Below are 22,630 nucleotides of genomic sequence, written 5' to 3' on the forward strand. Positions count from 1 at the left end.
GTTCGTGCGTGCACTTGCCAGGGTTCGTGCTCAGTCCGGGTTCTCGAAGACCGCGATGAGCGCCTGCGCCCGCAGCGCGGCGTCGACCACCAGTTCCACGTCGTCGACCAGGTCGCCGACGACGGGCCCCGTCGTCGTACCGGTGGCGCGGGCGTGGAGCTCGGCGAGCAGGGCGTCGCGGTCGAGGCCGCGGACGGCCAGCAGCACGAGCGGGTCCTCGTCGACGAGCCAGCCGAGCTGGACCAGCACGCCGATCGCGTGCGCGCAGGGGTCGAGATAGTGGGGGCAGGTGCAGGTCGCGGCCAGCTCGCCGCCGTAGGGCAGCAGCTCGACGCCGAGCTCCTCGGCATGCTCGACGAGGTCGTGCGGGAGGTTGGCGGCCAGCAGCTCGGCGATCCGGCCGGACTCGGCGGCGACGACCTCGACGAAGGCCTTCCGCGTCACCTCGTCGAGCTCGGGGATCGCGACCTGGACCGTCCAGGCGTCGTCGCCGTCGCGGACCGCCGCGACCACCTGGCCGCCGTCGACCGTGATGCCGCCGACGTCACCCCGGCGGGCGTGGGCCCGGCCGGGGCGCAGCTCGGCCTCCGAGTACGCCGCCTCCTCCACCGCGCGCTGCCAGGCCTTGCCCCACCAGGTGCGCACGCCGCGCGGCGGGTGGGTACGGCGGGCGAAGGTCGTGCGCATCAGGCGCCCGCCACGGCGTCGGCATCGTGGGCCTCCGCGGACTCGCGGGCCTGCCGGCGCAGGGTCACCAGGTCACGGAGCTCCTCGTTGCTGAGCTCGGTGAGCGCCGCATCGCCGCGGCCGAGGACGGCGTCGGCGAGCTGCTGCTTGCGGGTCAGCAGCTGGGCGACCCGCTCCTCGATCGTGCCGTGGGTGACCATCCGGTGCACCTGGACCGGCTTGGTCTGCCCGATCCGGTAGGCCCGGTCGGTCGCCTGCTCCTCGACCGCAGGGTTCCACCAGCGGTCGACGTGGATGACGTGGTCCGCGCGGGTCAGGTTGAGGCCGGTGCCGCCCGCCTTGAGCGAGAGCAGGAAGACGGGAACACCGTTCTCGGCGTCCTGGAAGCGCCGCACCATCGCCTCCCGCTCGGCGACGGGCGTGCCGCCGTGCAGGAACTGGTGGGGGATGCCGGCGGTGGTGAGGTGCTGCTCGATGAGGCGGGCCATCGCGACGTACTGGGTGAAGACGAGCACCGCGCCGTCCTCGGCGAGGACCGTCGCGACCAGCTCGTCGAGCAGCTCGAGCTTCTCGGAGCGGCCGGCGAGCCGGACCGCGCCGGACTGCTTGAGGAACTGCGCGGGGTGGTTGCAGATCTGCTTGAGGCCGGTGAGGAGCGCGAGCACCAGGCCGCGGCGCGACTCGGGGTCGGCGCGCTCGATGCGCTCCATCGAGTCGCGGACGAACGCTTCGTAGAGCACCACCTGCTCGCGGGTGAGCCCCAGCAGGTGGTCGGTCTCGGTCTTGGGCGGCAGCTCCGGGGCGATGCCCGGGTCGGACTTGCGGCGGCGCAGCAGGAACGGCCCGATCAGGTCAGCGAACTGACGCGCCTTGGTCGGCTCCGTGCCCGACTCGATCGGCGCCGCCCACGCGCGGCGGAACGCCAGCCGGCTGCCGAGCAGCCCCGGGACGCACCAGTCGAGGATCGACCAGAGCTCGGTCAGCTCGTTCTCGACGGGCGTGCCGGTGAGCGCCACCCGCGCACGGGTGGGGAGCTGGCGCAGGGCGCGTGCGGTCGACGTACGGGAGTTCTTGACGTGCTGTGCCTCGTCGGCGACGACGAGGTCCCAGGGGACGCCGGCCAGGGTGGCGACGTCGCGGCGCAGGGTGCCGTAGGTCGTCAGCACGAACCCGCCGTCGAGGTCGCCGAGCGACCGGGAGCCGCCGTGGAAGCGGCGCACCTCGACGCCGGGGGCGAACCTGCGGATCTCGCCCTCCCAGTTGCCCAGCAGGCTCGCCGGGCACACGACGAGGGTCGACTGGTCGCGGGACGCGCCGGTGACGCGGCGGTGCAGGTGCAGGGCGATCAGGGTGATCGTCTTGCCCAGGCCCATGTCGTCGGCCAGGCAGGCGCCGAGGCCGAGGCCGGTGAGGTCGGCGAGCCAGGTCAGGCCGTGGCGCTGGTAGTCGCGCAGGGTGGCCTCGAGGCCCGGCGGCTCGGGCAGCGGGTCGCGCGTCGCCGCGGCGAGCACCTGCTCGCGGACCTTGAGCACGCTCGCCCCGACGACCACCTGCGCGGACGCCGGCTCGTCGTCGCCCTGGGCGGGCAGGTCAGTCGTCCCGGTGAGCGCCGCCGCCAGCGCCTGCGCTCCGGTGGCCTTGCGGATCAGCCGCTTGCGAGCGCGCTGCGCGGTCGTCGGGTCGACGATCGTCCAGGCACCGCGGAGCTTGATCACGGGACTCGCCGCGCGGGCCAGCTCGCCCATCTCCTCGTCGGTCAGCGGCTCGCCGTGGAGCGCCACCTGCCACGAGAACGCGAACAGTCCCTCCGCCGAGAAGGGGCTGTCCTGCAGCGGCAGCTCGCCCTTGCCGCCCTTCTCACCCTTCTCGCGCTGGCGCTCGAGGACCGCTCGGGTGGTCAGCTCGGGCCCGAGGCTGCGCGGCCAGTGCACGTCGACACCGGCCGCACGGAGGTCGCCGACCGCCGCGAGCAGGCTGGAGATCTCCTCGCCGTCGAGGGCGAGCTGGTCGGGGACGGAGAGGGCGAGGTAGCGGTCGAGCACCGGCCACACGTCGGCCGCCGCCCGCAGCGCGATGCTCGCGTGCACCCGCGCCCGGCTCCCGAACCCGTGCTCCTCCTCCGTGCCGGTCCACAGCGCCACGGCGTCGCAGACATGGAGCGGGTCGCGCTCGTCGTGGACCTGCAGCACCACCCGGACCGAGCCCGCGACCAGCTCCTCCTCGTCGGCCTCGACGCGCAGCGAGATCCGGACCAGCTCGGGGAGCGCGGCCCTGCGGCGCGAGCGCGCGGCCTGCTCGTGCTCGCGGGCGGTGCGCTCGGCGAGGCGGCGGCGGACCCGGTCGGCGAAGTCCTCGGGGGCGCGGCCGCTGTCGTCCAGTACGTCGGCCGCAGCCGGGCTCGGGCGGGAGGGGACCGCCGGGGCCGCGCGGGGCATCGCGTCGGCGACGGCGTCGAGGACCTGGCGGACCAGGCGGTCGGCGGCCTCGAGGTCGAGGCCGTCGTGCGCGCGGGCGGCGGCGAGGCGTCGTACGGCGTCGTGGTCGCGGGCGTCGAGCCCGTCGACGCGCCACCCCGGGCGCTCGTCGGACGCCGGCGCGACCTTGCCGGCGGCGACCAGACGCAGCCCGAGCAGCGCGGCCCCGCTCAGCAGGGCGACGCTGGGGTGCGCCCCGTCGGTCGTGTGCGCCCGGCTCAGCACCGGGAGCGCAGCCCGGACCGGCAGGGCCACCCGCCGGCGCGCGGGCTCGCCGTCGGTGAACTCGATGAGCGCCTCCCCCTGCTCACCGGCCCGGAAGCTGGCCGGGCCGGTGACAGGAACGAAGCTCACCCCGTGACCGTAACGGGTGGGTCAGACAGAGAGCTCCGAGGCCGTACGACGCTCGCGCTGCCGCGCCAGGAAGGCACCGCCGAGCAGGACGACGCCACCGGCTCCGGCCAGGACGCCGGCCCAGGCCGTCGGGTGCTCGGCCGCGACCGCGGCCGACGCGAGGGGGACCAGGATCGCGGGAGCAGCGATCGCGAGGATCGTGAAGCCGGAGTGGTTGGTCAGTGACGCGGCGAGCGCCCAGAGCACGACCAGCACCGCGGCGAGCGCGAGGACCCACCAGACGTCGGCCTCCTTGAAGCCGACGTCGACGTTGGCTCCGCTGAACATGGAGTCGTCGGACGACGTACCGAACTCGTCGTCGCTGAACATCGCACCGAAGAACATCCCCAGGTAGCGGAAGGCGACGAACGCCGCCATCACGCCGACCAGGCCGATCAGGCCGATCGCGCCCACCACGACACCGGAGACGGCTCGGCTCGGCAGCGCCCAGCCGAGCAGGGTCACGACCACGACGAAGAGCGTGATCAGCACGCCCGCGAGGAGGCCGGGGTGGTCCTCGCCCACGCTGTCGGGCAGGACGTCGTCGATCGCGACGGCGTAGATCAGGACCAGGCCCAAGATGGCGACGACCACGAACGCGGCGCGCCGTGCGGCGACGTACCCGACGACGGCGAGGGCGATCATGACGCCACCGATCAGGTACGCCACCCAGTTGTCGTCCTCGTCGATGCCGATCCCGATCACCACCGCGGTCGAGAGGATGCCCGCCACGCCCGGCCAGGTGACGATCTCCTCCCGGGCCCGGCCGCCGGCAGCACGAGCGGTCAGCGAGCCGAGGACCGCGATCGCGAGCAGCGCCGCGGTGGCGGCGAGGGCGGTGCCGTAGTTCGACCAGTCCAGGTCGCCGTCGCTGCGGGCACGGAACCCGGCGATCGCGACGGCCGCCGCGAGCAGGCCGGTGCCGACCGCCACGATCGCGCCCGTGCTGCCCGCGCGGGACGCCCGCAGCGGGAGCTCGGGACGGAGGGGACCCCGACCCGCGTCGTCGGCCACCACCGGGGTCGGCGGGACCACCGGGATCGCCGTCGTCGCCGAATCAGCGGGCGGCGCCGGCTGTGCGGGCGGCGCGGGCTCCGCCGGGACGGGGGTCGGCGGGGGCGGCGGAGGCGGTGCGTCCGACCGGATCGGCTGGGTCTCGCCGGGGTCGGCGGACGGCGCGCCGTCGGGTTGGTCGTCACCGTCGCTGATCGCGCCCTGCGGCGGCTCGATCGGCTCGGGCGCGTCGCCACCCTGCTCCGGGGTGTTGCGGGAGTCGTCGCTCATGCGGTCAATCTAGGCCCGCACGGGGCCGGAACCGGGGAGGTTGGACCCAGGGACGCGGGCTCAGGATCGAGCCAGCACGCGACCGGTGATCGGCGGCAGGTCGGCGAGGGTGACGATGCCGGGGTCGGCGGCGACGACGTACGGCACCGCGTTCGTGACCGGCATCGCCGTGTAGATCATGCCGAGGCCCATGAAGCCGGGCTCGGTCCAGTCCTCCGGCGGCAGGCAGTGCAGGACGGTGCGCATGTTCGGCAGGCCGAACACCTGGATCACGTGGCCGTGGGCGAGCGGCTTCGGCGGCTCGACGTGGCTGCCCATGGTCCAGTTGAAGCCGACGCTGACGACGTTGCGGTCCCCCACCCACCCGCGGTGGTGGCCCATCACCCCGGCGACGGTGCCCTCCGGGATCGTCATGAACCCCAGGTCGGAGTCACCCGTGGCGGGCGTGAACGTCACGTCGAAGGTCATCCGGTCGAGCTGGACCCCGAGGGCGTCGGCCATCATGGCGGCCGACTCCGCGAAGACCTCGCTCTCGCGGCGGACCGACTCCGCCAGGCCGGGGGTGTCCGGGTCCTGCGAGAAGCCCATCGCGATCTGGGTGCCGGCGGACTCGTAGGTCGAGCAGTCCACCGACTCGGTGATCCGGATCTCGTCGACCCGCTCGCACGACCCGCTGAGCACCATGGCGACCACATTGGTCATCCCCGGGTGGGCGCCGCTGCCGAAGATGGTCGCGTTGCCACGGGCGCACGCCTTCTCGATCCGGGCGCGGTCCTCGGGCGTCTGCTTGCCGCCGGTGATCCACGCCGCGGAGGTGCAGACGTTGATGCCGTTCTCGAGCAGGGCCACCAGCTCGTCGACGACCGGCCAGAGCGGGTTGTAGCAGCAGGCGTCCGGCTGCAACGCGATCAGCGCGGCGATGTCGTCAGTGGCCAGGACCCCGGTCGGCTCGGGCCAGTCGCACAGCTCGGCGGCATCCTTGCCGACCTTCTCGGCACCGTGGGCGTAGACCCCGACCAGCTCCAGGTCCGGCCGGCTGAGGATCGCGTGCGCCGAGCGCCGGCCGATGTTGCCGGTCGTCCACTGGATCACGCGGAGGGGTCGGTCGAACCGGGGTGCGCTCATGCGGCGAGAGTAGAACCTGTTCTATTTTCTGTCGAGGGTGAGAGTTTCACCGGCCGGCCGGTGAAACTGGCGTACCTGGACGACGAAACTCACGCTTGGACGAGGAAACTTCGTCGTCCAAGCATGAGTTTCACCGGCCGGCCGGTGAAACTCCCGTCTGCCGGAAGTTCAAGCTTCGCCGCCGAAGGTCAGCCTGCGACGCCCAGCACCAGGGGTACGACGCCCGCGGCACCCGCGTCGTGGAGCGCGGCCGCGGCGAGGGTGAGCGTCCAGCCGGTCACCAGGCGGTCGTCGACGAGCAGCACCCGGGCGTCGCGGACGGCGTCCGGGGCGTCGAGGCGCAGTGCGCTGCGGCGGGACACGGCGGCGACCCGCTGGGCGGAGTTGGTGGCGCCGCGGTCCGGTCCGACGCCCGGGTCGACGACGGCCCAGCGGCCGGCGACGGGAACGCCCAGGAACCGGGAGAGGCCGGAGGCGAGGTCGGTGGTGAGCTGCGGACGGCGCTCGGACTCGACGACGACGATCGCGTGGACCTGGGGCTGCCAGTCCTGCAGCATCGCCACCATGGCCCGCGCGAGCGGGTCGGGGACCGGGCCGTCGGTGGCGCGGCCGTCGGGGTCGAGCGCGAACAGTCCACGGAGAGCGGCGCCGTGGCCGAGGTCGGTGAGGCGGGCGATCGCGCGGCCCTCCTCGGCGGGCTGCTTGATCTTGCCCGAGAGGCCGATGCCGATCGCCGCGAGACCCGTGGGCCAGAGCTTGCGCGGCTCGATCGGGACGCCGGGCCGCGAGATCCGGTCGGCTGCCTCCTCCACGGCGGCGGCGGAGACCTCGGTCGAGAGGTCGAGGCCACCACAGTTGTCGCAGCGTCCACAGCGCCAGCCGGGGTCGGCGAGCACCTCGGGGTCGTCGAGCTGGCGGCGGAGGTAGAGCATGCGGCACTCGTCGGTGGTGAGGTAGTCGAGCATCGCCCGCTGCTCGGCGTCGCGGGCGGCGCTGACGCGGGCGTAGCGCTCGGCGTCGTAGTCCCACGGCCGGCCGGTCGCCTCCCAGCCCCCGCGGACCCGGCGCACGGCACCGTCGACGTCGAGCACCTTGAGCATCGTCTCGAGCCGGTTGCGGGACAGGTCGACCCGCGGCTCGATGGCCGCGGTGCTCAGCGCGCGGCCCTCCTCGGCGAGCACGGCGAGCGTCTCGCGCACCAGCTCCTCCCGCGGGAACGCGAGGGAGGCGAAGTAGGCCCAGATGTCGCGGTCCTCGAGCGCCGGCAGCAGGACCACCGATGCGCCCTCGGGAGGCAGGTTGGCACCGCGGCCGGCGCGGCCGACCTGCTGGTAGTAGGCCACCGGGCTGTTGGGCGCACCGAGGTTGACCACGAACCCGAGCGAGGCGTCGAAGCCCATGCCGAGTGCACTGGTGGCGACCAGCGCCTTGACCTCGCCGTCGACCAGCGCCTGCTCGAGGGCGAGCCGCTCGGTCTGCTCGGTCTGGCCGGAGTAGGCGGCGACCTGGTGGCCGCGGCTGCGGAGGTAGTCAGCGACCTCCTGGGTGGCGGCGACGGTCAGGCAGTAGACGATGCCGCTGCCGGGCTGCTCGGCCAGGTGGTCGGCCAGCCACGCGAGCCGTTGCTCGGCCGTCGTGAGCCGCACGACGCCGAGCCGCAGGGACGCGCGGTCGAGGCTGCCGCGCAGCACGAGGGTGTCGGCACCAAGCTGCTCGGCCACGTCGTCGGTCACCCGCTGGTTGGCGGTGGCCGTCGTCGCGAGCACCGGGATGCCGGCGGGGAGGTCCTGCAGGAGGGTGCGGATGCGGCGGTAGTCGGGCCGGAAGTCGTGCCCCCAGTCCGAGATGCAGTGGGCCTCGTCGACCACGAGCAGTCCACAGGTCGCCGCCAGCCGTGGCAGCACCTCGTCGCGGAAGCCGGGGTTGTTGAGCCGTTCGGGGCTGACCAGCAGGACGTCGACCTGCCCGTCGCGGATCTCGGCGTGCAGCTGGTCCCACTGGTCGACGTTGGTGGAGTTGACCGTGACCGCGCGGATGCCGGCGCGCTCGGCTGCGGCGATCTGGTTGCGCATCAGCGCCAGCAGCGGCGAGATGATCACCGTCGGACCGCTCCCCTGCTCACGCAGCAGCAGGGTCGCGATGAAGTAGACGGCCGACTTGCCCCAGCCCGTGCGCTGGACGACGAGGGCGCGCTGGCGGTCGACCACGAGCGCCGAGATGGCGGCCCACTGGTCGTCGTAGAGGCGCGCGTCGGGGTTGCCGACCAGGGCCCGGAGGTGCTCCTCGGCCCGGTCGCGGGTAGCGGTGGTGGCGGCGTCCGAGGTCATGGTGCGTGTCTACCAGCGCCGCCCGACAGAGCCGGATTCCTTGTCCTGGTTGTCCACAGATCCGATGGTCGGGAACTTTTCGGAATCCGGGGACAGGGTGTCGCCCGGCCACTAATGTCTCTCTTGCAGCCGCTGGAGACCCGAGACTCCGGCGGCTGCACCTTTTTTCCCGGCCCCGGGGCCGGGAGGTCGAGGAGCGGGGCGGGCACGCAGCGAAGCAAGCGAGACCGACCCGCGTCGCGAGACCCGAGCCCGCCGTGTGGCAGGTTCACCCGCACCGTTCGGTGGCAGATCACGGGGTCGGGGACGGATCAGGCCCGGGACCACCAGATCCGGGCGACCTCGAACCGGGACCCCGCGTGCCAGCGGGCCAGGACGTCGCCGACGTGCTTCTCCACGCCCTTGACCGAGATGCCGAGGGCCTCGGCGATCTGGGGGTTCGTCCGGCCGGCGGCGACCAGTGCGGCCACCTCGGACTGGCGAGGGCTGAGGGCCGGCGGTGCGACGGGGTCCGCGGGCGACGTGGCGCCGACGGCGGCGAGCAGGCCGATCCGGGTGGCGACGCCGAAGGCGCACAGGACCCGGGAGACGTGGGTACGCACGGTGCTCGGGGCGAGGAACAGCGCGGCGGCGATCTCCTCGACCTCCTGGCCGAGGAGGACGGCGCGGGCGACCTCGGCCTCGCGCTCGGACAGGCCGTCCCAGCCGGCGCCGGCGATGGGCGGGAGGCGGCGGCCCGACGAGGCGAGGGCGGCCGTCGCGGCCCGGCGGACGGCACCGAACCCGGCCCGGTCGCTGTCGGCGACCAGGGCCCGCAGCTCACGGGAGGCGGTGCCGAGGTCCTCGGCGAGGATCCGGGCACGGCCGAGCAGGATCTGTCCCTCGGCGGCCTCGACGCCGCGCTCGTCGGCGAGGCAGGCCTCGATGCTGGGTACGAGCAGCTCGATCGCGGTCTCGGAATCGCCCGCGGCGATCGCGACGCGGGCACGGGCACGACGCACGCTGGGCGCGGTGGAGGGATGACCGGCGAGCTCGGTGAGCGCCTCGAGCCAGGCGCCGACCGCGTCGGCGTCCTCCTCGAGCAGCGCGGCGTTGAGGAACATCTCGAAGCAGAGCGCGCGGTCGATCAGCGTGCACTGGCTCAGCGCCGCGTCGGCGCCCGCGCGGAACGCCAGGCTCGCCGCGGTACGGACGTCGTAGACCGCGATCGCGCCGAACGCGAGCAGCAGCAGCGCTCCCCGGTCGAGGAAGTCGCGCGGCTGGTCGGGGACCCGCGCCGCGATGTCGGCCGCGATCCGGATGCCGTCGGCATCACCGGCGTTGCCGCGGACCAGCACGGCCACCGCCTCGGTGACCGGGGCGAGCCGGCTGTCGGGGACCACCGACGCGCGGACCGACGGGAGCAGCGCCTGCGCGGGGTCGATCCGCCCGGAGAAGGCGGCGATGCGTGCCTGGCAGATCCACATCACGGGCGCGAACGGGTGGCCCTGCCAAGCCGCGCCCGCGGGCGGGCCGGTGGCGTCCATCGCGGCGGCGGTGCGGATCCGGGCCCCGACCAGGGCGGCCTCCGAGGCGACGTACCGGACGGCCGACCACCAGCGGGAGGACGGGTCGCCGGCGGCGGCGAGCAGCCCGCGCAGCTCGTCGCCGTCCACCGGGGCTGCATCGATGTCGCCCCCGGTCGCGAGCGACGCCGCGGCCAGGCACAGCGCGCGGGTGCAGTCGTCCTCGGCACGGGCCAGGCCCTCGAGGGCGTGCCGGGTGCCGGCGGCGAAGTCACCGAGCCAGAAGTCCGCGAGCGCCGCCAGTCCGAGCGCGGCCGGGCCGGCGCCCTCGACAGCGGCCAGGCATGCGGCGCGCGCCAGCTCCGGCGTACCCGCGGCGAGGTGGCCGAGGACGTCGTCGAGGAGCTCTCCCGCGGCCATGGACCGACGGTCCCACGTCGGGACGCCGCCGCGGGCGGCGTTCCGCGAATCGCATTACACCGATTCCCTACTACCGCCGCGAGCCGGGAGCCACCAGAGTCCTGATCCGGTACGACGGGAGGGGACCTCGATGAGGCGTGCACTGATCACCGGGCTGACCCTGGTGGCCGCGCTGGCCGCCGGGTGCGGCGACGACGGCGAGTCCGACGCGAAGGGCGACGGGGGCACCGGCCCGACGACGTCGTCCTCGGACGGCGGGGAGCCGGCGGCGCTCCCGAAGTACTGCGAGCTGCTCACCGCCGAGCAGATCACCGAGGCAGTGGGGGCCTCGGTGACCCTGGAGACGGACCCGTTCGGCGGCTGCGCGTTCTCGCAGGAGGACCCGCGGGCGCTCAGCGGCACCCTCGGCGCCACCGAGCTCGGTGAGGGTGCGGGCGGCTACGAGACCTACCAGTCCGGCTCCAAGGGTGCGATGGACACCTCGACCCGCCACGACGTGTCCGGGCTCGGCGACGCGGCGTACGTCGACATCGGGACCGTCGCCGGCGGCGAGAGCCTCCACGTCGCGGGCGGGGTGCTGTCCGGCACCGTCATCTCGACGCTCAACCTCGCGCAGGCGACCAGCATGGGCGAGGACGAGCTGCTCGCGATCAGCGAGAAGCTGCTGAAGCTGATGGCGGACGCGGGCTGATGGCCGCCGCGTTCTCACGGGCCAACGTCGCCACCATCGCCATCGTCACCGGGATCGCGCTCGTCTCCGGAACCGGCGGTGCCGTCGCCGGCGCGATGATCACCGGCAGGCAGATCAAGGACGGCACCGTCACCAGCATCGACATCGCCAACGGCAACCTGACCGGAGCTGACGTCAAGAACGGCAGCCTGGGAACCACCGACCTGTCGGCCGCGGCCAAGGCCAGCCTGAAAGGCGCGACCGGTCCGGCCGGAGTTCCCGGACCACCTGGAGCACCGGGAGCACCGGGAGCACCGGGAGCACCGGGAGCGCCTGGGACCCCGGCCTCGTTGTCAGCCGGCTACACGATCGTCCATGAGCGGGGCGCGGAATCGGTTCCAGGTGGCAATGCCGTCGTCAACGTCTACTGCCCCAACGGGAGTTGGGCGGTCGGCGGCGGAGGCGCGTTCGACCAGACCTCGGCCGCAGTCTCGACGAGTGTCCCCGTCAAGGCCACCCGCGATGGCGGCGTCCCCACCGGCGCCATCACCACACCGACCACGTACGCCGACGCCTGGCGGGTCGAAGGCAGGAACACGGGCGCCATCGACATGGCAGTCAGTGGCTACGTGATCTGTGTTCCAGCCACCCCCTGATTGGTCATCATCCCTATCGCACGGGACCCTCACCAGCTGGAACGGTGGGGCCCATGCGCCTGTTCACGAAGTCCAATGTCGCCACCATTGCCATCGTCACTGGGATCGTCGTCGCGTCCGGCACGGGAGGAGCGGTCGCCGGCGCCCTGATCACCGGCAAGCAGATCAAGGACGGCACGGTCACCAGCATCGACATCGCCAACGGCAGCCTGACCGGCACCGACATCAAGAATGCGACGGTCGGTCGCGGTGACCTGGCCACGTCCGCACGGGGCGTCCAGGCCCCCAAGGTCATCCTCGCGTCGGCACCCGTGATCGGCGGCAGCTGGAACACCGCTCCGGCCAGCTGCCCCTCCGGCTACCGCGTCCTCGCCGCCACGGGATGGATGACCAACTCACGCGGTGCGGTCCAGCTCGACACGAGCAACACCGGCGTGACCGCCTACAGTCCCGACGTCGATTCCAGCGACACGGTCAACCTTCGCCTGGTCTGCGCCATCTTCCCGTGAAGGCCGGCTGACCCGGCGGGCATCGTGTGATCTGTGTGGGTGGGAGTGGCCCCCAGGCCACTCCCACCCACACAGCTCCTGCTCCTCACCAGATGCGGACGCGCTGCTCCGGGTCGAGCCAGAGGCCGTCGCCGGGGGCGGTGCCGAACACCTCGTGGAACTCGTCGAGGTTGCGCACGATGTTGGCGCGGAACTCCGGCGGGCTGTGGGGGTCGATGGTGAGGTACTGCTGCTCCTGCTCGAGGCGACGCTTGGTGCGCCACACGTAGGCCCAGTTGAAGAACAGCTTGGTGCGGTCCTCGACCGAGGCGTTGCCGCCCCGGGCGATCTGGAAGGCGGTGTGGGCGATGGTCAGGCCGCCGAGGTCGCCGATGTTCTCGCCGACGGTGAGCGCGCCGTTGACCTTCTCGTCGGGCAGGTTGCGCGGCGCGAAGCCGTCGTACTGCGAGATCAGGGCCTTCGACTTGACCTCGAAGGCGGCCTTGTCGTCGGGGGTCCACCAGTCGTTGAGGTTGCCCTCGCCGTCGTACTGGGCGCCCTGGTCGTCGAAGCCGTGGCCGACCTCGTGGCCGATGACCGCGCCGATGCCGCCGTAGTTCTCCGCCTCGAGCGCGTCGGGCGCGAAGAAGGGCTTCTGCAGGATGCCCGCGGGGAAGCAGATCTCGTTGGTGCCGGGGTTGTAGTAGGCGTTGACCGTCTGCGGCAGCATGAACCACTCGTCGCGGTCGACGGGCGCGCCGATCTTGGCGAGCTGGCGGTCGGTCTCGAAGCCGGCCGCGGCCTGGGCGTTGGCCACCAGGTCGTCGGGGACGACGACGAGAGCGCTGTAGTCGCGGAACCTCTCCGGGTAGCCGATCTTCGGCCGGAAGGTGTCGAGCTTCTGGTAGGCCCGCTGCTTCGTCTCCTCGGTCATCCAGTCGAGCTTGCTGATGGACTGGCGGTACGCCGCGAGCAGGTTGGCGACCAGGTCGTCCATCATCGCCTTGGAGGTCGGCGGGAAGTGCCGCGCGACGTACTCCTTGCCGACGGCCTCGCCCATCGCGCCCTCGACGAAGGACACCGCGCGCTTCCACCGCGCGCGCAGCTCGGGGGTGCCCGACAGGGTGCGGCCGTAGAAGTCGAAGTTGGTCTGGACGAACTCCTCGGACAGGTACGGCGCCGCGGACCGCAGCACGCGCGAGAGGAACCAGTCGCGCCACGCCTCGACCGGGGTCGCCTCGAGGACGCCCGACAGGTGCTGGAGGTACGACGGCTGCCGCACCACGACCTCGGCGATGGTCGCCTGCGGGCCGCTGAGCCGGCCGCCCAGGTTGGTGATGTAGGCGTCCCAGTCGAACCCGGGGCACAGCGCCTTGAGCTCGTCGGCGGTCAGCCGGTTGTAGGTCTTCTGGACGTCGCGGGTCTCGGCGCGCTCCCAGTGACCCTTGGCGAGGTCGGTGTCGAGCTCGAGGATCCGCTGCGCGGCGCCGGCGGGATCCACGTGGCCGCCGAGCGTCAGCAGGCGGGTGAGGTAGGCGACGTACGCCTCGCGGATGTCGGCGAACTTGTCCTCGCGGTAGTAGGACTCGTCGGGCAGGCCGAGACCGCCCTGCACCACGTGGAAGAGGTAGCGGTCGGACTGGCGGTCGTCGGTGTCGACGTAGGACCCGAAGAGGCCGTAGCCGCCGATCCGCTCGAACTCGCCGAGGAAGGCGGCGACGTCGCGGACGTCGCGCAGGCCGGCGACCGCGTCGATCATCGGCTGGGCGGGCGCGAGCCCGGCGGCCTCGACCCGGTCGGTCGCCATGAAGGAGTTGTAGAGGTCGGCGATCTTGCGCGCGTCCTCGTCGCCGTCGGGGGAGGCGGCGAGCTCGGTGATGATCGCGCGCACGTCCTCCTCCGCCTGGTCGGCGAGCTGGACGAAGGGGCCCCAGCTGGACCGGTCGGAGGGGATCTCGGCGTCGCGCAGCCAGGCGCCGTTGACGTGGCCGAAGAGGTCGTCCTGGGGGCGGATGGCAGGGTCCATGCCCGGTCGGGCGTCATCGAGGATGCTCACGGGGCGAGCCTAGACCCGACGCGGAAGCGGTCGATGGGGCCGGGACCCTCCGGTCGGTCGGGCCGCTCGGGACGGGGGTCCTGAATTCGCCCGCGATGCTCAGCAGCGGGCGGCCGGTCCCGATCGATCCACCATGACGAAGATCTTCCGACTGGTGGCCTGCACGGTGCTGGGCCTCGCGCTCGGCATGGCCGGCTCTCCCTCGGAGGCCGCCGTCGTCGCGCCGAGCGGCGTGACCCGCAGCGTCGTGAGCGTGCAGGACGTCGTACCGACCCGGCTGCTGATCCAGCGGCTGCTCGAGGACCGCGTGCTCGCGCTGACCAACGTCGAGCGCCGCAAGCACGGCTGCCCGACCCTGCGCGCCAACACCTACCTGCGCAAGTCGGCCCGGGGTCACACCGTCACGATGGCGGCGCACGACCTGATGTCGCACCAGCTGCCCGGTGAGCCCTACTTCAGCCGGCGGATCACCCGTGCCGGCTACCGCGGCTGGAGCTCGGTCGCCGAGAACGTCGCCCGCGGGTTCAGCGGTCCGTCGTCGGTCGTCCGGGCCTGGATGAACAGCCCGAGCCACCGCCGCAACATCTTGAACTGCAGGTACCGCGACCTCGGCGTCGGCGTCGCCCTGGACGGCGGCCAGCTCTGGTGGACCCAGAACTTCGGCAGGCGCTGACCGGTTGTGAGCACCCCCGGACGAGACGGTCCGGAAGCGGCGTAACAGTAGTCCGTTCGGACTATCCAAGGCCGGTCGGAGCATCGATGTGACGACCGGCACAGGTCCCGGACCATCGATGACATGAACCGGGGGATTCAGTCATTCGTCATCGGCGCGCTCGTCGCCGCCGCCATCTTCGTCGGCCCATCAGGCGTCGGTACGGCGGCTCCGGCCGCCGCGGCCGTGTCGACCAGCACCAGCACGACCACCAGCACCACCACCAGCACGACCATCGCGACCAGGTCCCTGACCCTCGTGTTCAACAACGTCCTCGAGAGCGCCGCGGTCCTGCTCACGAACACCAAGCGGGCGCTCGCCGGCTGCCGGCCGCTGCGGATCAACACCGACCTGCGCCAGGCCGCCCGCAACCACTCGCGCCGGATGGCCCAGGCCGGTGTCATGTCCCACCAGCTGCCCGGCGAGATGCGCCTCGGGCGCCGGATCACCGCGTCGGGATACACCGGGTGGACCCGCGTCGCGGAGAACATCGCCGCCGGATTCAACACCGCGCCGCGCGTGATGAGCGCCTGGTGGGCCAGCTACTCGCACCACCGCAACATCGCCGACTGCAGCCTGCGCGAGATCGGCATCGGCGTGGTGTGGACCGGTCGGCGGATGTACTGGACCCAGGACTTCGGCCGCCGCTGAGGGCGCCGGATCCGCGACGGGGGACACGATGGTTGACAGGACCACCATGATGAGCCGCGTGCGTCTCGGTTCCCCCCTCGCCGTTGCCCTGCTCGGCCTCGTGCTCGTGCTGCCCGGCACGCTGTCGACAGCCACGACGAGCGGCCCGGCCGCCGTCGTACCGGTCTCGGGGGTGCCGCGGACGACCGTGGTCTCCACCCTGGAGTCCGACGTCCTCAAGGCGGTCAACGGCCGCCGGGTGCGGGCAGGTTGCCGGCCGCTGCAGCTGAACGCCGCGCTGCGGACCTCGGCCCGGCGGCACAGCATCACCATGGCGCGCCGCGGCGTCCTCAGCCACCGGTTGAGCGGCGAGTCGACCCTGCAGGCGCGGATCCGCGCCGCCGGCTACACCGGCGCCACGATGGTCGGCGAGGTGATCGCCAGCGGAGCGCGCTCCTCCGACACGGTGGTGGCGATGTGGATGCAGAGCTCGCTGCACCGCAAGATCCTGCTCAACTGCCGGTTCGTGCACGTCGGTGCCGGTGTGGTCAGGTCGTCGACCGGGCGGCCGTGGTGGACCATCGACCTGGCCCGCCGCTGAGCCCGGCCTCGAACCACGCTGGTCAGTCGCGGATCCGCACGACCGACTTGCCGAGCGTGGCCCGCTCGTCCATGTCGACCAGCGCGCGGCCGAACTCCTCGATCGGGTAGACCTTGCCGACCGGCGGCTTCACGGTGCCGGACTCGATCATCGGCAGCAGCTGCGCCCACTGCTGGCGCATGTAGCCCGGGTGGGAGAAGGCGTACTCGCCCCAGCCGACGCCGCGGATGTCGGTGTTGGTCAGCAGCAGCCGGTTGACCTTGACCTCGGGGATGCCCTCGCCGGAGGCGAAGCCGACGACGAGCACCCGACCCTGGCGGGCCAGCGCCCGCAGGGAGTCCGTGAACAGCGAGCCGCCCACGACGTCGAGGACGACGTCCACGCCGTTGCCGCCGGTGAGCTCGCGCGCGGCGTCCTTGAAGCCCTCCACCGGGATCGCCTCGTCGGCGCCGGCGGCGAGGGCGTAGGCCCGCTTCTCCTCGGTGCTCGCGACCGCGATGGTGCGCGCGCCGAGGGCCTTGGCGACCTGGATCGTGGCGGTCCCGACGCCGCCGGCCGCACCGTGCACGAGCACGGTGTCGCCGGCCTGCACGCCCCCGCGCTCGTCGAGGGCGAAGAGGGCGGTCAGGTAGTTCATGGGGAGCGCGACGGCCTCGTCGAAGGTGATCGAGTCGGGGATCGGGAAGACGTTCTCCACCGAGCCGACGACCAGCTCGGCCGCCCCGCCGTACCCGCCGACGCCCGCGACGCGCTGGCCCGGCTCGAAGCCCTCGCCCGCGACCACGACGCCGGCGAAGTCGACGCCGAGGGTGAACGGCGGCTCCGGGCGCAGCTGGTACATCCCCTTGCTCAGCAGCAGGTCCGGGAAGGCGATGCCGACGCTGTGGACCTCGACGAGCACCTCGCCGGGACCGGGAACCGGCTCCGGTACGTCGGTGACGACGATGTCGTCGGGGCCGGTGGTGGTGATGACCTGGACCGCGCGCATGGACCGCAGGCTACCGGTGTGCACTGGGCTCGCTCCGCTCGTGTGTCGCCCGTGTCCCGTGCGGGCGCGCGGTCACACCGGGTGGGCCGCCCTGTGGCGGGCGACCAGGTCGGCGTACCAGTTGAAGGAGCGCTTGGGCGTGCGCACCTGGGTGTCGTAGTCGACGTGGACGAGCCCGAAGCGCTGCGTGTAGCCCTCGGCCCACTCGAAGTTGTCGATGAGTGACCAGGCGTAGTAGCCGCGCACGTCGACGCCCCGCTCGACGGCCTCGGCGACGGCCGTCAGGTGCGCGGCGTGGTAGTCCACCCGCTCGTGGTCGTCGACGACACCGTGCTCGTCGGGACCCATGTTGTAGGCGCAGCCGGACTCCGTGATCACGATCGGGGGTACGGCGGCGCGCAGCCGGGCGCGGAACATGATGAGCCACTCCCGCAGCGCATCGGGTACGACGGGCCAGCCGAAGTCGGTCAGCGGGTAGCCCAGCACGTCGCGGAACTCGAACGGCAGCTCGGCGGTCTCGTCGGCCGCACCGATCCGCATCGGGTTGTAGTAGTTGACGCCGTAGAAGTCGAGGGGCTGGCGCATCGTGGCGAAGTCACCGTCGCGGACGTGGTCCTCGAGCAGCATCATCAGGTCGTCGGAGTAGCGGCCGAGCAGCATGCCCTCGAGGTAGTGGGCGTTCCAGAGCGCGTCGAAGAGCTTCGCCGCACCGACGTCGGCGGGGTCGTCGGAGGCCGGCCAGATCGGGGCGTGGTTGTTGGCGCAGCCCACGCTCGACGCACCCGCGGCGCGCAGCGCGATCGCGGCACGGCCGTGGGCGACCAGCAGGTGGTGACCGACGGGGAGCGCGTCGAACATAAGCGCCTTGCCCGGGGCGTGCATCCCGACCGCGTGGCCCATCAAGGTCACCACGTTCGGCTCGTTGACGGGCACCCAGTCGGTGACCCGGTCGGCGAGCCGCTCGCCGACGATCGCGGCGTAGTCAGCGAAGCGCTCGATGGTGATCCGGTTGAGCCAGCCGCCGTCGTCCTCCAGCGCCTGCGGGAGGTCCCAGTGGAAGAGCGTCGCCATCGGCTTGATCCCGGCCGCGAGCAGCCCGTCGACCAGCCGGTCGTAGAAGTCCAGGCCCTTCACGTTCGCCGGCCCGGAGCCGCTCGGCTGGATGCGCGGCCACGCGATCGAGAACCGGTAGCCGTCGGCGCCGAGGCGCCGCATCAGCTCGATGTCCTCGGCGTACCGGTGGTAGTGGTCGCACGCCACGGCGCCGCTCGACCCGTCGACGATCCGGCCCGGCTCGGAGGTGAACGTGTCCCACACCGACGGCCCCCGGCCGTCCTCGGCCACCGCGCCCTCGATCTGGTACGACGCCGTGCTCGTCCCGAACCGGAAGCCGGTCGGCAACCGGTCGACCAGGTCCCTCACCTCGTCCGCCATCGGGTACACCCTCCCGTGTGCGTGCCCGGACGACGGCCTGCCGCGCGTGCGCCAAAGGTCACCGGCACAATCTGACACGTGAGCGCAGAGATCCGCAGGGGAACAGACCGGTTCACCGAGCGTGTTGCCGGGCGGCTGAGCCAGCACGCCTTCTCGTTCGGTCCGCACCTGGACCCCGAGCGGATCTCGTTCGGTCCGATGGTGTGCCACGACGACCACGTGCTGGGCCGCGGGACCGGCTTCGAGGAGCACCCGCACGCCGCCCTCGAGATCGTCACCTGGGTGGTCTCGGGCTCGGTCGTGCACCGCGACGGCGCCGGTGGCTCCGCGGTGCTGCGCGCGGGCGAGTGCGGCGTGCTGAGCGCCGGTTCGGGCGTGCGGCACTCCGAGGTCGCCGGCGACGACGGACCGGCGCGGTTCGTGCAGGTCTGGCTCACGCCGGACGACCCGGAGGGCTCGCCGCACTACGCGAAGGCGTCGGCGCACGCCGTACCGGGGGCGGGATGGGTGCGGGTCGTCGGCCCCGGCGGGCCGCTGTCCGTGGGGGTCGCGGGCGCGGCCCTCGACGTGGCCCGGCTGGCAGCGGGCGAGACGCTGGCGCTGCCGTCCGCCGGGCGGGTGCACGCCTTCGTGGCGACCGGTGCGCTGCTGCGCTCCTCGCTGGCGGAGCCGCTCTCGGCCGGCGACGCCTTCGCTCTGGCCGACCGGCCGTCGTACGACGTGACGGCGGCGATCCCGACCGAGCTGCTCGTCTGGACGTTCGCCTGACCCTCAGGCCTCGCCCAGCTCCGCGTCGTCGACCAGGGCCCGGCCGATCTCGGCGAGCTGGCGGACCTGCTCGGGGCTGAGCCGGTCGAAGATCAGCTCGCGCACGTGCGCGACGTGGCTGGGCGCGACCTCCTCGAGCATCGCGGCGCCACCCTCGGTGAGCGTCACGAACTGGCGCCGCTTGTCCTCGGCGCACTGCTGCCGCTCGACCCAGCCGCGCTGCTCGAGCGCGGCGATCGCGTGGCTGAGCCGCGACGGGCTGGACGCCGTGAGCCGGGCGAGGTCGCCCATCGTGAGCGTGCGGTCGGGCTGAGCCGAGAGGGTGGCGAGCATCCCGTAGTAGTTGTGCGGGATGCCCACCTCCTCACGCAGCAACTTGTCGAGCGCCTGCGGGAGGGCGTGCACGATCCGGATGAGGGGCAGCCAGGCCGCCATCTCGTCCTCGTCGAGCCACGTCGTCACGCGGACAATTCTCCCAGATCGAGCGTGTGCGCGGTGTGGTCCCGCTTGACCGTCAGGTAACGGCGGTTGGCCTCGGACAGGTGCACGCCGGTCGGCACCCGCTCGTCGACACCCACGCCGTGCTCGGCCAGCTGCGCGGCCTTGTCGGGGTTGTTGCTCAGCAGCCGGATCCGGTCGGCGCCGACGGCCCGCAGCATCTGCGCGGCGGCGCGGTAGTCACGCTCGTCCTCGCCCCGGCCGAGCGCGAGGTTGGCCTCGTAGGTGTCGAGGCCGGCGTCCTGGAGCGCGTAGGCGTCGAGCTTGGCGTACAGGCCGATGCCGCGACCCTCCTGGCGCAGGTAGAGCAGGAACCCGCCCTCGTCGGCGATCCGCTCGACCGCCTCGCGCAGCTGGGGACCGCAGTCGCAGCGCTCCGAGCCGAAGACGTCGCCGGTGAGGCACTCGCTGTGCGGGCGGACCAGCGGCGCCGTACCGCCGTCGGGGAGGGCGGCGATGCGCTCGCGCCAGCTGCCGAGCCCGAGCAGCAGGTGCTCCTTGCCGTCGACCAGGCCCTCGAAGGTGACCACGTCGGCGGTGGTGGCGTAGCCGTCGGGGAAGCGCAGGGGGACGACGACCTGGGTGCGGATCGCGGCGACGGGCGCGGGGGCGCGCAGGATCGCGGGGACGTCGCGGTTCGTCGTCCGGGGGACGCGGGTGAGGCAGGTCGTCATCGTCGCTCCATTATTTCAAACTTGAAATGATGGAGGTGCAAGGCGACCCCGCCGCCTGTTATTCCCGGCTTGACGGAGCTTGCGTCATAGGCTCCGTGGGCTTGAGCCCCCGGAGCCTATGACGTTGCGTCGGAGCCTTGGGCCTCAGACCTTCTTGGCCTCGGGGTCGAACACCATGTCGTCGGGGACGACGAGCCCGTACTGCGCCAGCGTGTCACTGAGCACCGCGGTCACCTGCCGGGTCAGCCGCTCGACGAGCTGCTCCTGCGACTCGTCGTGGTGGTCGAACCACCAGATGATGCTCGCGTCCACCATCCCCATCACGCCGACCAGGACGCCCTCGGGCGGGTCGGCGGAGAGCGGGGTCTCGCGGAGGTAGGCACGGGCAGCGTCGACGATCTCGCTCAGCAGGCGGGTGCGGCCGAGCCGCGCGCGGTGCAGTGCCTTGGTCTGCTGCTGCGCCGCGAGGAACCGGAACAGGTGGGGGTGCTCGGCGGCCCACGCGACACAGGGAGCGATCAGGCCGCCGACGATCTCGGCCGGCGTACCGGCGCGGGCGAAGTGGGGCCGGACCCGGCGGATCAGCTCGGTGGCGGCGTAGCGCGCGACCTCGGCGTCGAGCTGCTCCTTGCTGGCGAAGTGGCGGTAGACGTTGGGGCGCGGGATGCCGGCGCGCTCGGCGATCTGGCCCATCCCGACGGCAGAGCCGCCCTCCTCGATCGCGTCGATCGCGGCCTGGACGACCTGCGCCCGGCGGGCGTCGCTCTCCAGCGCCTCCTTGGCATTGCGCCGGCGCACGGTCGAGTCGACCCACTTCACCACGTCCACCACAGGGGGAGGTTAGCGCGCGGATACACCTTGTATCCAGAGGTGTCCGCATGGCACCCTGTGCCTGATACATGGTGTACCCAGCGCCGTACCCGACCTCTTAAGGACCGAAGATGCCCCGTCGCTCGCCGTGGATGAACACCGACCTCGACGACTTCCGTGACCTCGCCCGCACGTTCTGCGAGAAGGAGATCAAGCCGAACGTCGACCGGTTCATCGAGAACAAGCAGGTCGACCGCGACCTGTGGAACAAGGCCGGCGAGGTCGGTCTGCTGTGCCTGTCGGTCCCCGAGGAGTACGGCGGCGGGGGCGGCTCGTTCGCCCACGAGGCGATCCTGATCGAGGAGCAGGCCCGGGTCGGCGACAGCTCGTGGGGCGCCTCGCTCCACAACGGGATCGTGGCCCACTACATCCTCAACTACGGCACCGAGGAGCAGAAGCTGGAGTGGTTGCCAAGGATGGCCAGCGGTGAGGTCGTCGGCGCCATCGCGATGACCGAGCCCGGCACCGGCTCGGACCTGCAGTCGATCAAGGCCAAGGCGATCCGTGAGGGCGACGAGTACGTCGTCAACGGCTCCAAGATCTTCATCACCAACGGCGCCCAGGCCGACATGGTCATCACCGTCGTGAAGACCAACCCGGAGGAGGCCGCCGCCGGCATCTCCCTGGTCATCGTCCCGACCGACACCCCCGGCTTCGCCCGCGGCAAGGTGCTCGACAAGATCGGCATGAAGGGCCAGGACACCTCCGAGCTGTTCTTCGAGGACGTGCGGATCCCGGTCACCAACCTGCTCGGCTCCGAGGAGGGCCAAGGCTTCATCCAGCTGATGGAGCAGCTCCCCCAGGAGCGCCTGATCGTCGCCGTCTCGAACGTCGCCGCGATGGAGCTGTGCTTCGAGGAGACCCTCCGCTACGTCCACGAGCGCCAGGCGTTCGGCCGCCCGATCTGGGGCTTCCAGAACACCAAGTTCAAGGTGGCCGAGATCGCCACCGAGTCCCGCGTCGCCCGCTCCTTCGTCGACGAGTGCATCGAGCTCCACCTCGAGAAGCAGCTCGACATCCCCACCGTCGCGATGGCCAAGCTCTGGTGCTCCGAGCGCGCCCAGAAGGTCGCCGACATGTGCCTCCAGCTGCACGGGGGCTACGGCTACATGAACGAATACCCGATCGCCCGCGCCTGGGCCGACCTCCGGGTGTCACAGATCTACGCCGGCACGAGCGAGATCATGAAGGAGATCATCAGCCGGTCGCTGCCCGCGCCTGCCTGAGGCTCCGTCTCCACAGAGGAGTTTCACCGGCCGGCCGGTGTTTCTCCCGTGCTTGGACGACGAAACTCACGCTTGGACGAGGAAGTTTCGGCTCTTCTGCTGCATGTGTGGGTGGGATGAGCGGGTCCTGACGAGCACACGCCG

Annotated in this window: 20 protein-coding genes; 8 read left to right on the forward strand and 12 right to left on the reverse strand. The window is 72.3% G+C overall.

The window, feature by feature from the left end; genetic code table 11:
* Nucleotides 1–30: 30 nt before the first annotated feature.
* From ASE20_RS07900 to ASE20_RS07925, 6 genes are all read right to left on the reverse strand, one after another.
* Nucleotides 31–687 carry an SWIM zinc finger family protein gene (locus tag ASE20_RS07900; RefSeq protein WP_056894026.1) on the reverse strand — a complete coding sequence of 219 codons (657 nt, stop codon included), beginning with the start codon at nucleotides 685–687 and terminating at the stop codon, nucleotides 31–33.
* Nucleotides 687–3,515, reverse strand: coding sequence for a DEAD/DEAH box helicase (locus ASE20_RS07905; protein WP_056894027.1), 2,829 nt, complete (start codon nucleotides 3,513–3,515; stop codon nucleotides 687–689). Before ASE20_RS07905 ends, ASE20_RS07900 begins: the two co-directional genes overlap by 1 nt.
* A 21-nt stretch (nucleotides 3,516–3,536) precedes the next feature.
* Nucleotides 3,537–4,838 (reverse strand): hypothetical protein, encoded by a 1,302-nt coding sequence (locus ASE20_RS07910; protein ID WP_056894028.1) that lies wholly within the window; start codon nucleotides 4,836–4,838, stop codon nucleotides 3,537–3,539.
* A 60-nt stretch (nucleotides 4,839–4,898) separates the two neighbouring features.
* On the reverse strand, nucleotides 4,899–5,963 hold the full coding sequence (locus ASE20_RS07915) for a dihydrodipicolinate reductase (protein ID WP_056894029.1): 1,065 nt from the start codon (nucleotides 5,961–5,963) through the stop codon (nucleotides 4,899–4,901).
* Between the two features lie 188 nt (nucleotides 5,964–6,151).
* Nucleotides 6,152–8,290 (reverse strand): RecQ family ATP-dependent DNA helicase, encoded by a 2,139-nt coding sequence (locus ASE20_RS07920; protein WP_056894030.1) that lies wholly within the window; start codon nucleotides 8,288–8,290, stop codon nucleotides 6,152–6,154.
* A 311-nt stretch (nucleotides 8,291–8,601) separates the two neighbouring features.
* On the reverse strand, nucleotides 8,602–10,215 hold the full coding sequence (locus ASE20_RS07925) for a helix-turn-helix domain-containing protein (protein ID WP_056894031.1): 1,614 nt from the start codon (nucleotides 10,213–10,215) through the stop codon (nucleotides 8,602–8,604).
* 130 nt (nucleotides 10,216–10,345) lie between these two features.
* Here ASE20_RS07925 and ASE20_RS07930 point away from each other — a divergent pair, with 130 nt between their 5' ends.
* Genes ASE20_RS07930 through ASE20_RS07940 form a run of 3 tightly spaced genes read left to right on the forward strand, consistent with a single transcriptional unit; the run spans nucleotide 10,346 to nucleotide 12,050 of the window.
* Nucleotides 10,346–10,906: a DUF3558 domain-containing protein gene (locus ASE20_RS07930; protein ID WP_056894032.1), complete on the forward strand. Its 561-nt coding sequence runs from the start codon at nucleotides 10,346–10,348 to the stop codon at nucleotides 10,904–10,906.
* Nucleotides 10,906–11,541, forward strand: coding sequence for a hypothetical protein (locus ASE20_RS07935; protein WP_056894033.1), 636 nt, complete (start codon nucleotides 10,906–10,908; stop codon nucleotides 11,539–11,541). The genes ASE20_RS07930 and ASE20_RS07935 overlap by 1 nt, the downstream gene beginning before the upstream one ends.
* A 53-nt stretch (nucleotides 11,542–11,594) precedes the next feature.
* Nucleotides 11,595–12,050: a hypothetical protein gene (locus ASE20_RS07940; protein ID WP_056894034.1), complete on the forward strand. Its 456-nt coding sequence runs from the start codon at nucleotides 11,595–11,597 to the stop codon at nucleotides 12,048–12,050.
* Between the two features lie 85 nt (nucleotides 12,051–12,135).
* On the opposite strand, the gene ASE20_RS07945 is transcribed toward ASE20_RS07940, so the two are convergent.
* Nucleotides 12,136–14,085: a M13 family metallopeptidase gene (locus ASE20_RS07945; RefSeq protein ID WP_056894035.1), complete on the reverse strand. Its 1,950-nt coding sequence runs from the start codon at nucleotides 14,083–14,085 to the stop codon at nucleotides 12,136–12,138.
* A gap of 133 nt (nucleotides 14,086–14,218) precedes the next feature.
* On the opposite strand from ASE20_RS07945, the gene ASE20_RS07950 reads away from it, so the two are divergent.
* The 3 genes from ASE20_RS07950 (at nucleotide 14,219) to ASE20_RS07960 (ending at nucleotide 16,028) form a co-directional block, all read left to right on the forward strand.
* A complete protein-coding gene (locus ASE20_RS07950; protein WP_056894036.1) occupies nucleotides 14,219–14,758 on the forward strand; it encodes a CAP domain-containing protein in 540 nt (179 codons plus the stop codon).
* Between the two features lie 123 nt (nucleotides 14,759–14,881).
* A complete protein-coding gene (locus ASE20_RS07955) occupies nucleotides 14,882–15,448 on the forward strand; it encodes a CAP domain-containing protein (RefSeq protein WP_082612250.1) in 567 nt (188 codons plus the stop codon).
* Between the two features lie 58 nt (nucleotides 15,449–15,506).
* Nucleotides 15,507–16,028: a CAP domain-containing protein gene (locus ASE20_RS07960; RefSeq protein ID WP_162260977.1), complete on the forward strand. Its 522-nt coding sequence runs from the start codon at nucleotides 15,507–15,509 to the stop codon at nucleotides 16,026–16,028.
* 22 nt (nucleotides 16,029–16,050) lie between these two features.
* Here the strand turns inward: ASE20_RS07960 and ASE20_RS07965 are convergent, their stop codons facing one another.
* Both ASE20_RS07965 and ASE20_RS07970 read right to left on the reverse strand, forming a co-directional pair.
* A complete protein-coding gene (locus ASE20_RS07965) occupies nucleotides 16,051–17,016 on the reverse strand; it encodes an NADPH:quinone oxidoreductase family protein (protein WP_056894038.1) in 966 nt (321 codons plus the stop codon).
* A 72-nt stretch (nucleotides 17,017–17,088) separates the two neighbouring features.
* Nucleotides 17,089–18,450 carry a GH1 family beta-glucosidase gene (locus ASE20_RS07970; RefSeq protein ID WP_056894039.1) on the reverse strand — a complete coding sequence of 454 codons (1,362 nt, stop codon included), beginning with the start codon at nucleotides 18,448–18,450 and terminating at the stop codon, nucleotides 17,089–17,091.
* Nucleotides 18,451–18,528: 78 nt separating this feature from the next.
* Here ASE20_RS07970 and ASE20_RS07975 point away from each other — a divergent pair, with 78 nt between their 5' ends.
* Entirely contained in the window at nucleotides 18,529–19,218 is a 690-nt protein-coding gene (locus tag ASE20_RS07975) for a pirin family protein (RefSeq protein WP_056894040.1), read from the forward strand.
* 3 nt (nucleotides 19,219–19,221) lie between these two features.
* On the opposite strand, the gene ASE20_RS07980 is transcribed toward ASE20_RS07975, so the two are convergent.
* From ASE20_RS07980 to ASE20_RS07990, 3 genes are all read right to left on the reverse strand, one after another.
* The gene (locus ASE20_RS07980) at nucleotides 19,222–19,680 is read right to left on the reverse strand and encodes a MarR family winged helix-turn-helix transcriptional regulator (RefSeq protein WP_225868985.1); all 459 of its coding nucleotides are present in this window, start codon (nucleotides 19,678–19,680) and stop codon (nucleotides 19,222–19,224) included.
* Entirely contained in the window at nucleotides 19,677–20,390 is a 714-nt protein-coding gene (locus ASE20_RS07985) for a GTP cyclohydrolase II (RefSeq protein ID WP_082612252.1), read from the reverse strand. The genes ASE20_RS07980 and ASE20_RS07985 overlap by 4 nt, the downstream gene beginning before the upstream one ends.
* A 144-nt stretch (nucleotides 20,391–20,534) precedes the next feature.
* Nucleotides 20,535–21,221, reverse strand: a complete 687-nt coding sequence (locus ASE20_RS07990; RefSeq protein ID WP_056894041.1) for a TetR/AcrR family transcriptional regulator — start codon at nucleotides 21,219–21,221, stop codon at nucleotides 20,535–20,537.
* A gap of 110 nt (nucleotides 21,222–21,331) precedes the next feature.
* Between ASE20_RS07990 and ASE20_RS07995 the strand changes: the two genes are divergently transcribed.
* Complete coding sequence (locus ASE20_RS07995; protein ID WP_056894042.1) at nucleotides 21,332–22,486, forward strand: acyl-CoA dehydrogenase family protein; 1,155 nt, start codon at nucleotides 21,332–21,334, stop codon at nucleotides 22,484–22,486.
* Nucleotides 22,487–22,630: the final 144 nt, after the last annotated feature.

The organism is Nocardioides sp. Root240 (assembly GCF_001428825.1).
In the GTDB taxonomy this organism is placed as follows: domain Bacteria; phylum Actinomycetota; class Actinomycetes; order Propionibacteriales; family Nocardioidaceae; genus Nocardioides.

Bases quoted from the DNA above. Each gene is read 5' to 3' on its own strand.
- ASE20_RS07985 (WP_082612252.1), bottom strand. From the start codon at position 20,390: ATGACGACCTGCCTCACCCGCGTCCCCCGGACGACGAACCGCGACGTC.
- ASE20_RS07900 (WP_056894026.1), bottom strand. From the start codon at position 687: ATGCGCACGACCTTCGCCCGCCGTACCCACCCGCCGCGCGGCGTGCGC.
- ASE20_RS07950 (WP_056894036.1), top strand. From the start codon at position 14,219: ATGACGAAGATCTTCCGACTGGTGGCCTGCACGGTGCTGGGCCTCGCG.
- ASE20_RS07970 (WP_056894039.1), bottom strand. From the start codon at position 18,450: ATGGCGGACGAGGTGAGGGACCTGGTCGACCGGTTGCCGACCGGCTTC.
- ASE20_RS07965 (WP_056894038.1), bottom strand. From the start codon at position 17,016: ATGCGCGCGGTCCAGGTCATCACCACCACCGGCCCCGACGACATCGTC.
- ASE20_RS07930 (WP_056894032.1), top strand. From the start codon at position 10,346: ATGAGGCGTGCACTGATCACCGGGCTGACCCTGGTGGCCGCGCTGGCC.
- ASE20_RS07995 (WP_056894042.1), top strand. From the start codon at position 21,332: ATGCCCCGTCGCTCGCCGTGGATGAACACCGACCTCGACGACTTCCGT.
- ASE20_RS07915 (WP_056894029.1), bottom strand. From the start codon at position 5,963: ATGAGCGCACCCCGGTTCGACCGACCCCTCCGCGTGATCCAGTGGACG.
- ASE20_RS07955 (WP_082612250.1), top strand. From the start codon at position 14,882: ATGAACCGGGGGATTCAGTCATTCGTCATCGGCGCGCTCGTCGCCGCC.
- ASE20_RS07910 (WP_056894028.1), bottom strand. From the start codon at position 4,838: ATGAGCGACGACTCCCGCAACACCCCGGAGCAGGGTGGCGACGCGCCC.
- ASE20_RS07940 (WP_056894034.1), top strand. From the start codon at position 11,595: ATGCGCCTGTTCACGAAGTCCAATGTCGCCACCATTGCCATCGTCACT.
- ASE20_RS07925 (WP_056894031.1), bottom strand. From the start codon at position 10,215: ATGGCCGCGGGAGAGCTCCTCGACGACGTCCTCGGCCACCTCGCCGCG.
- ASE20_RS07920 (WP_056894030.1), bottom strand. From the start codon at position 8,290: ATGACCTCGGACGCCGCCACCACCGCTACCCGCGACCGGGCCGAGGAG.
- ASE20_RS07935 (WP_056894033.1), top strand. From the start codon at position 10,906: ATGGCCGCCGCGTTCTCACGGGCCAACGTCGCCACCATCGCCATCGTC.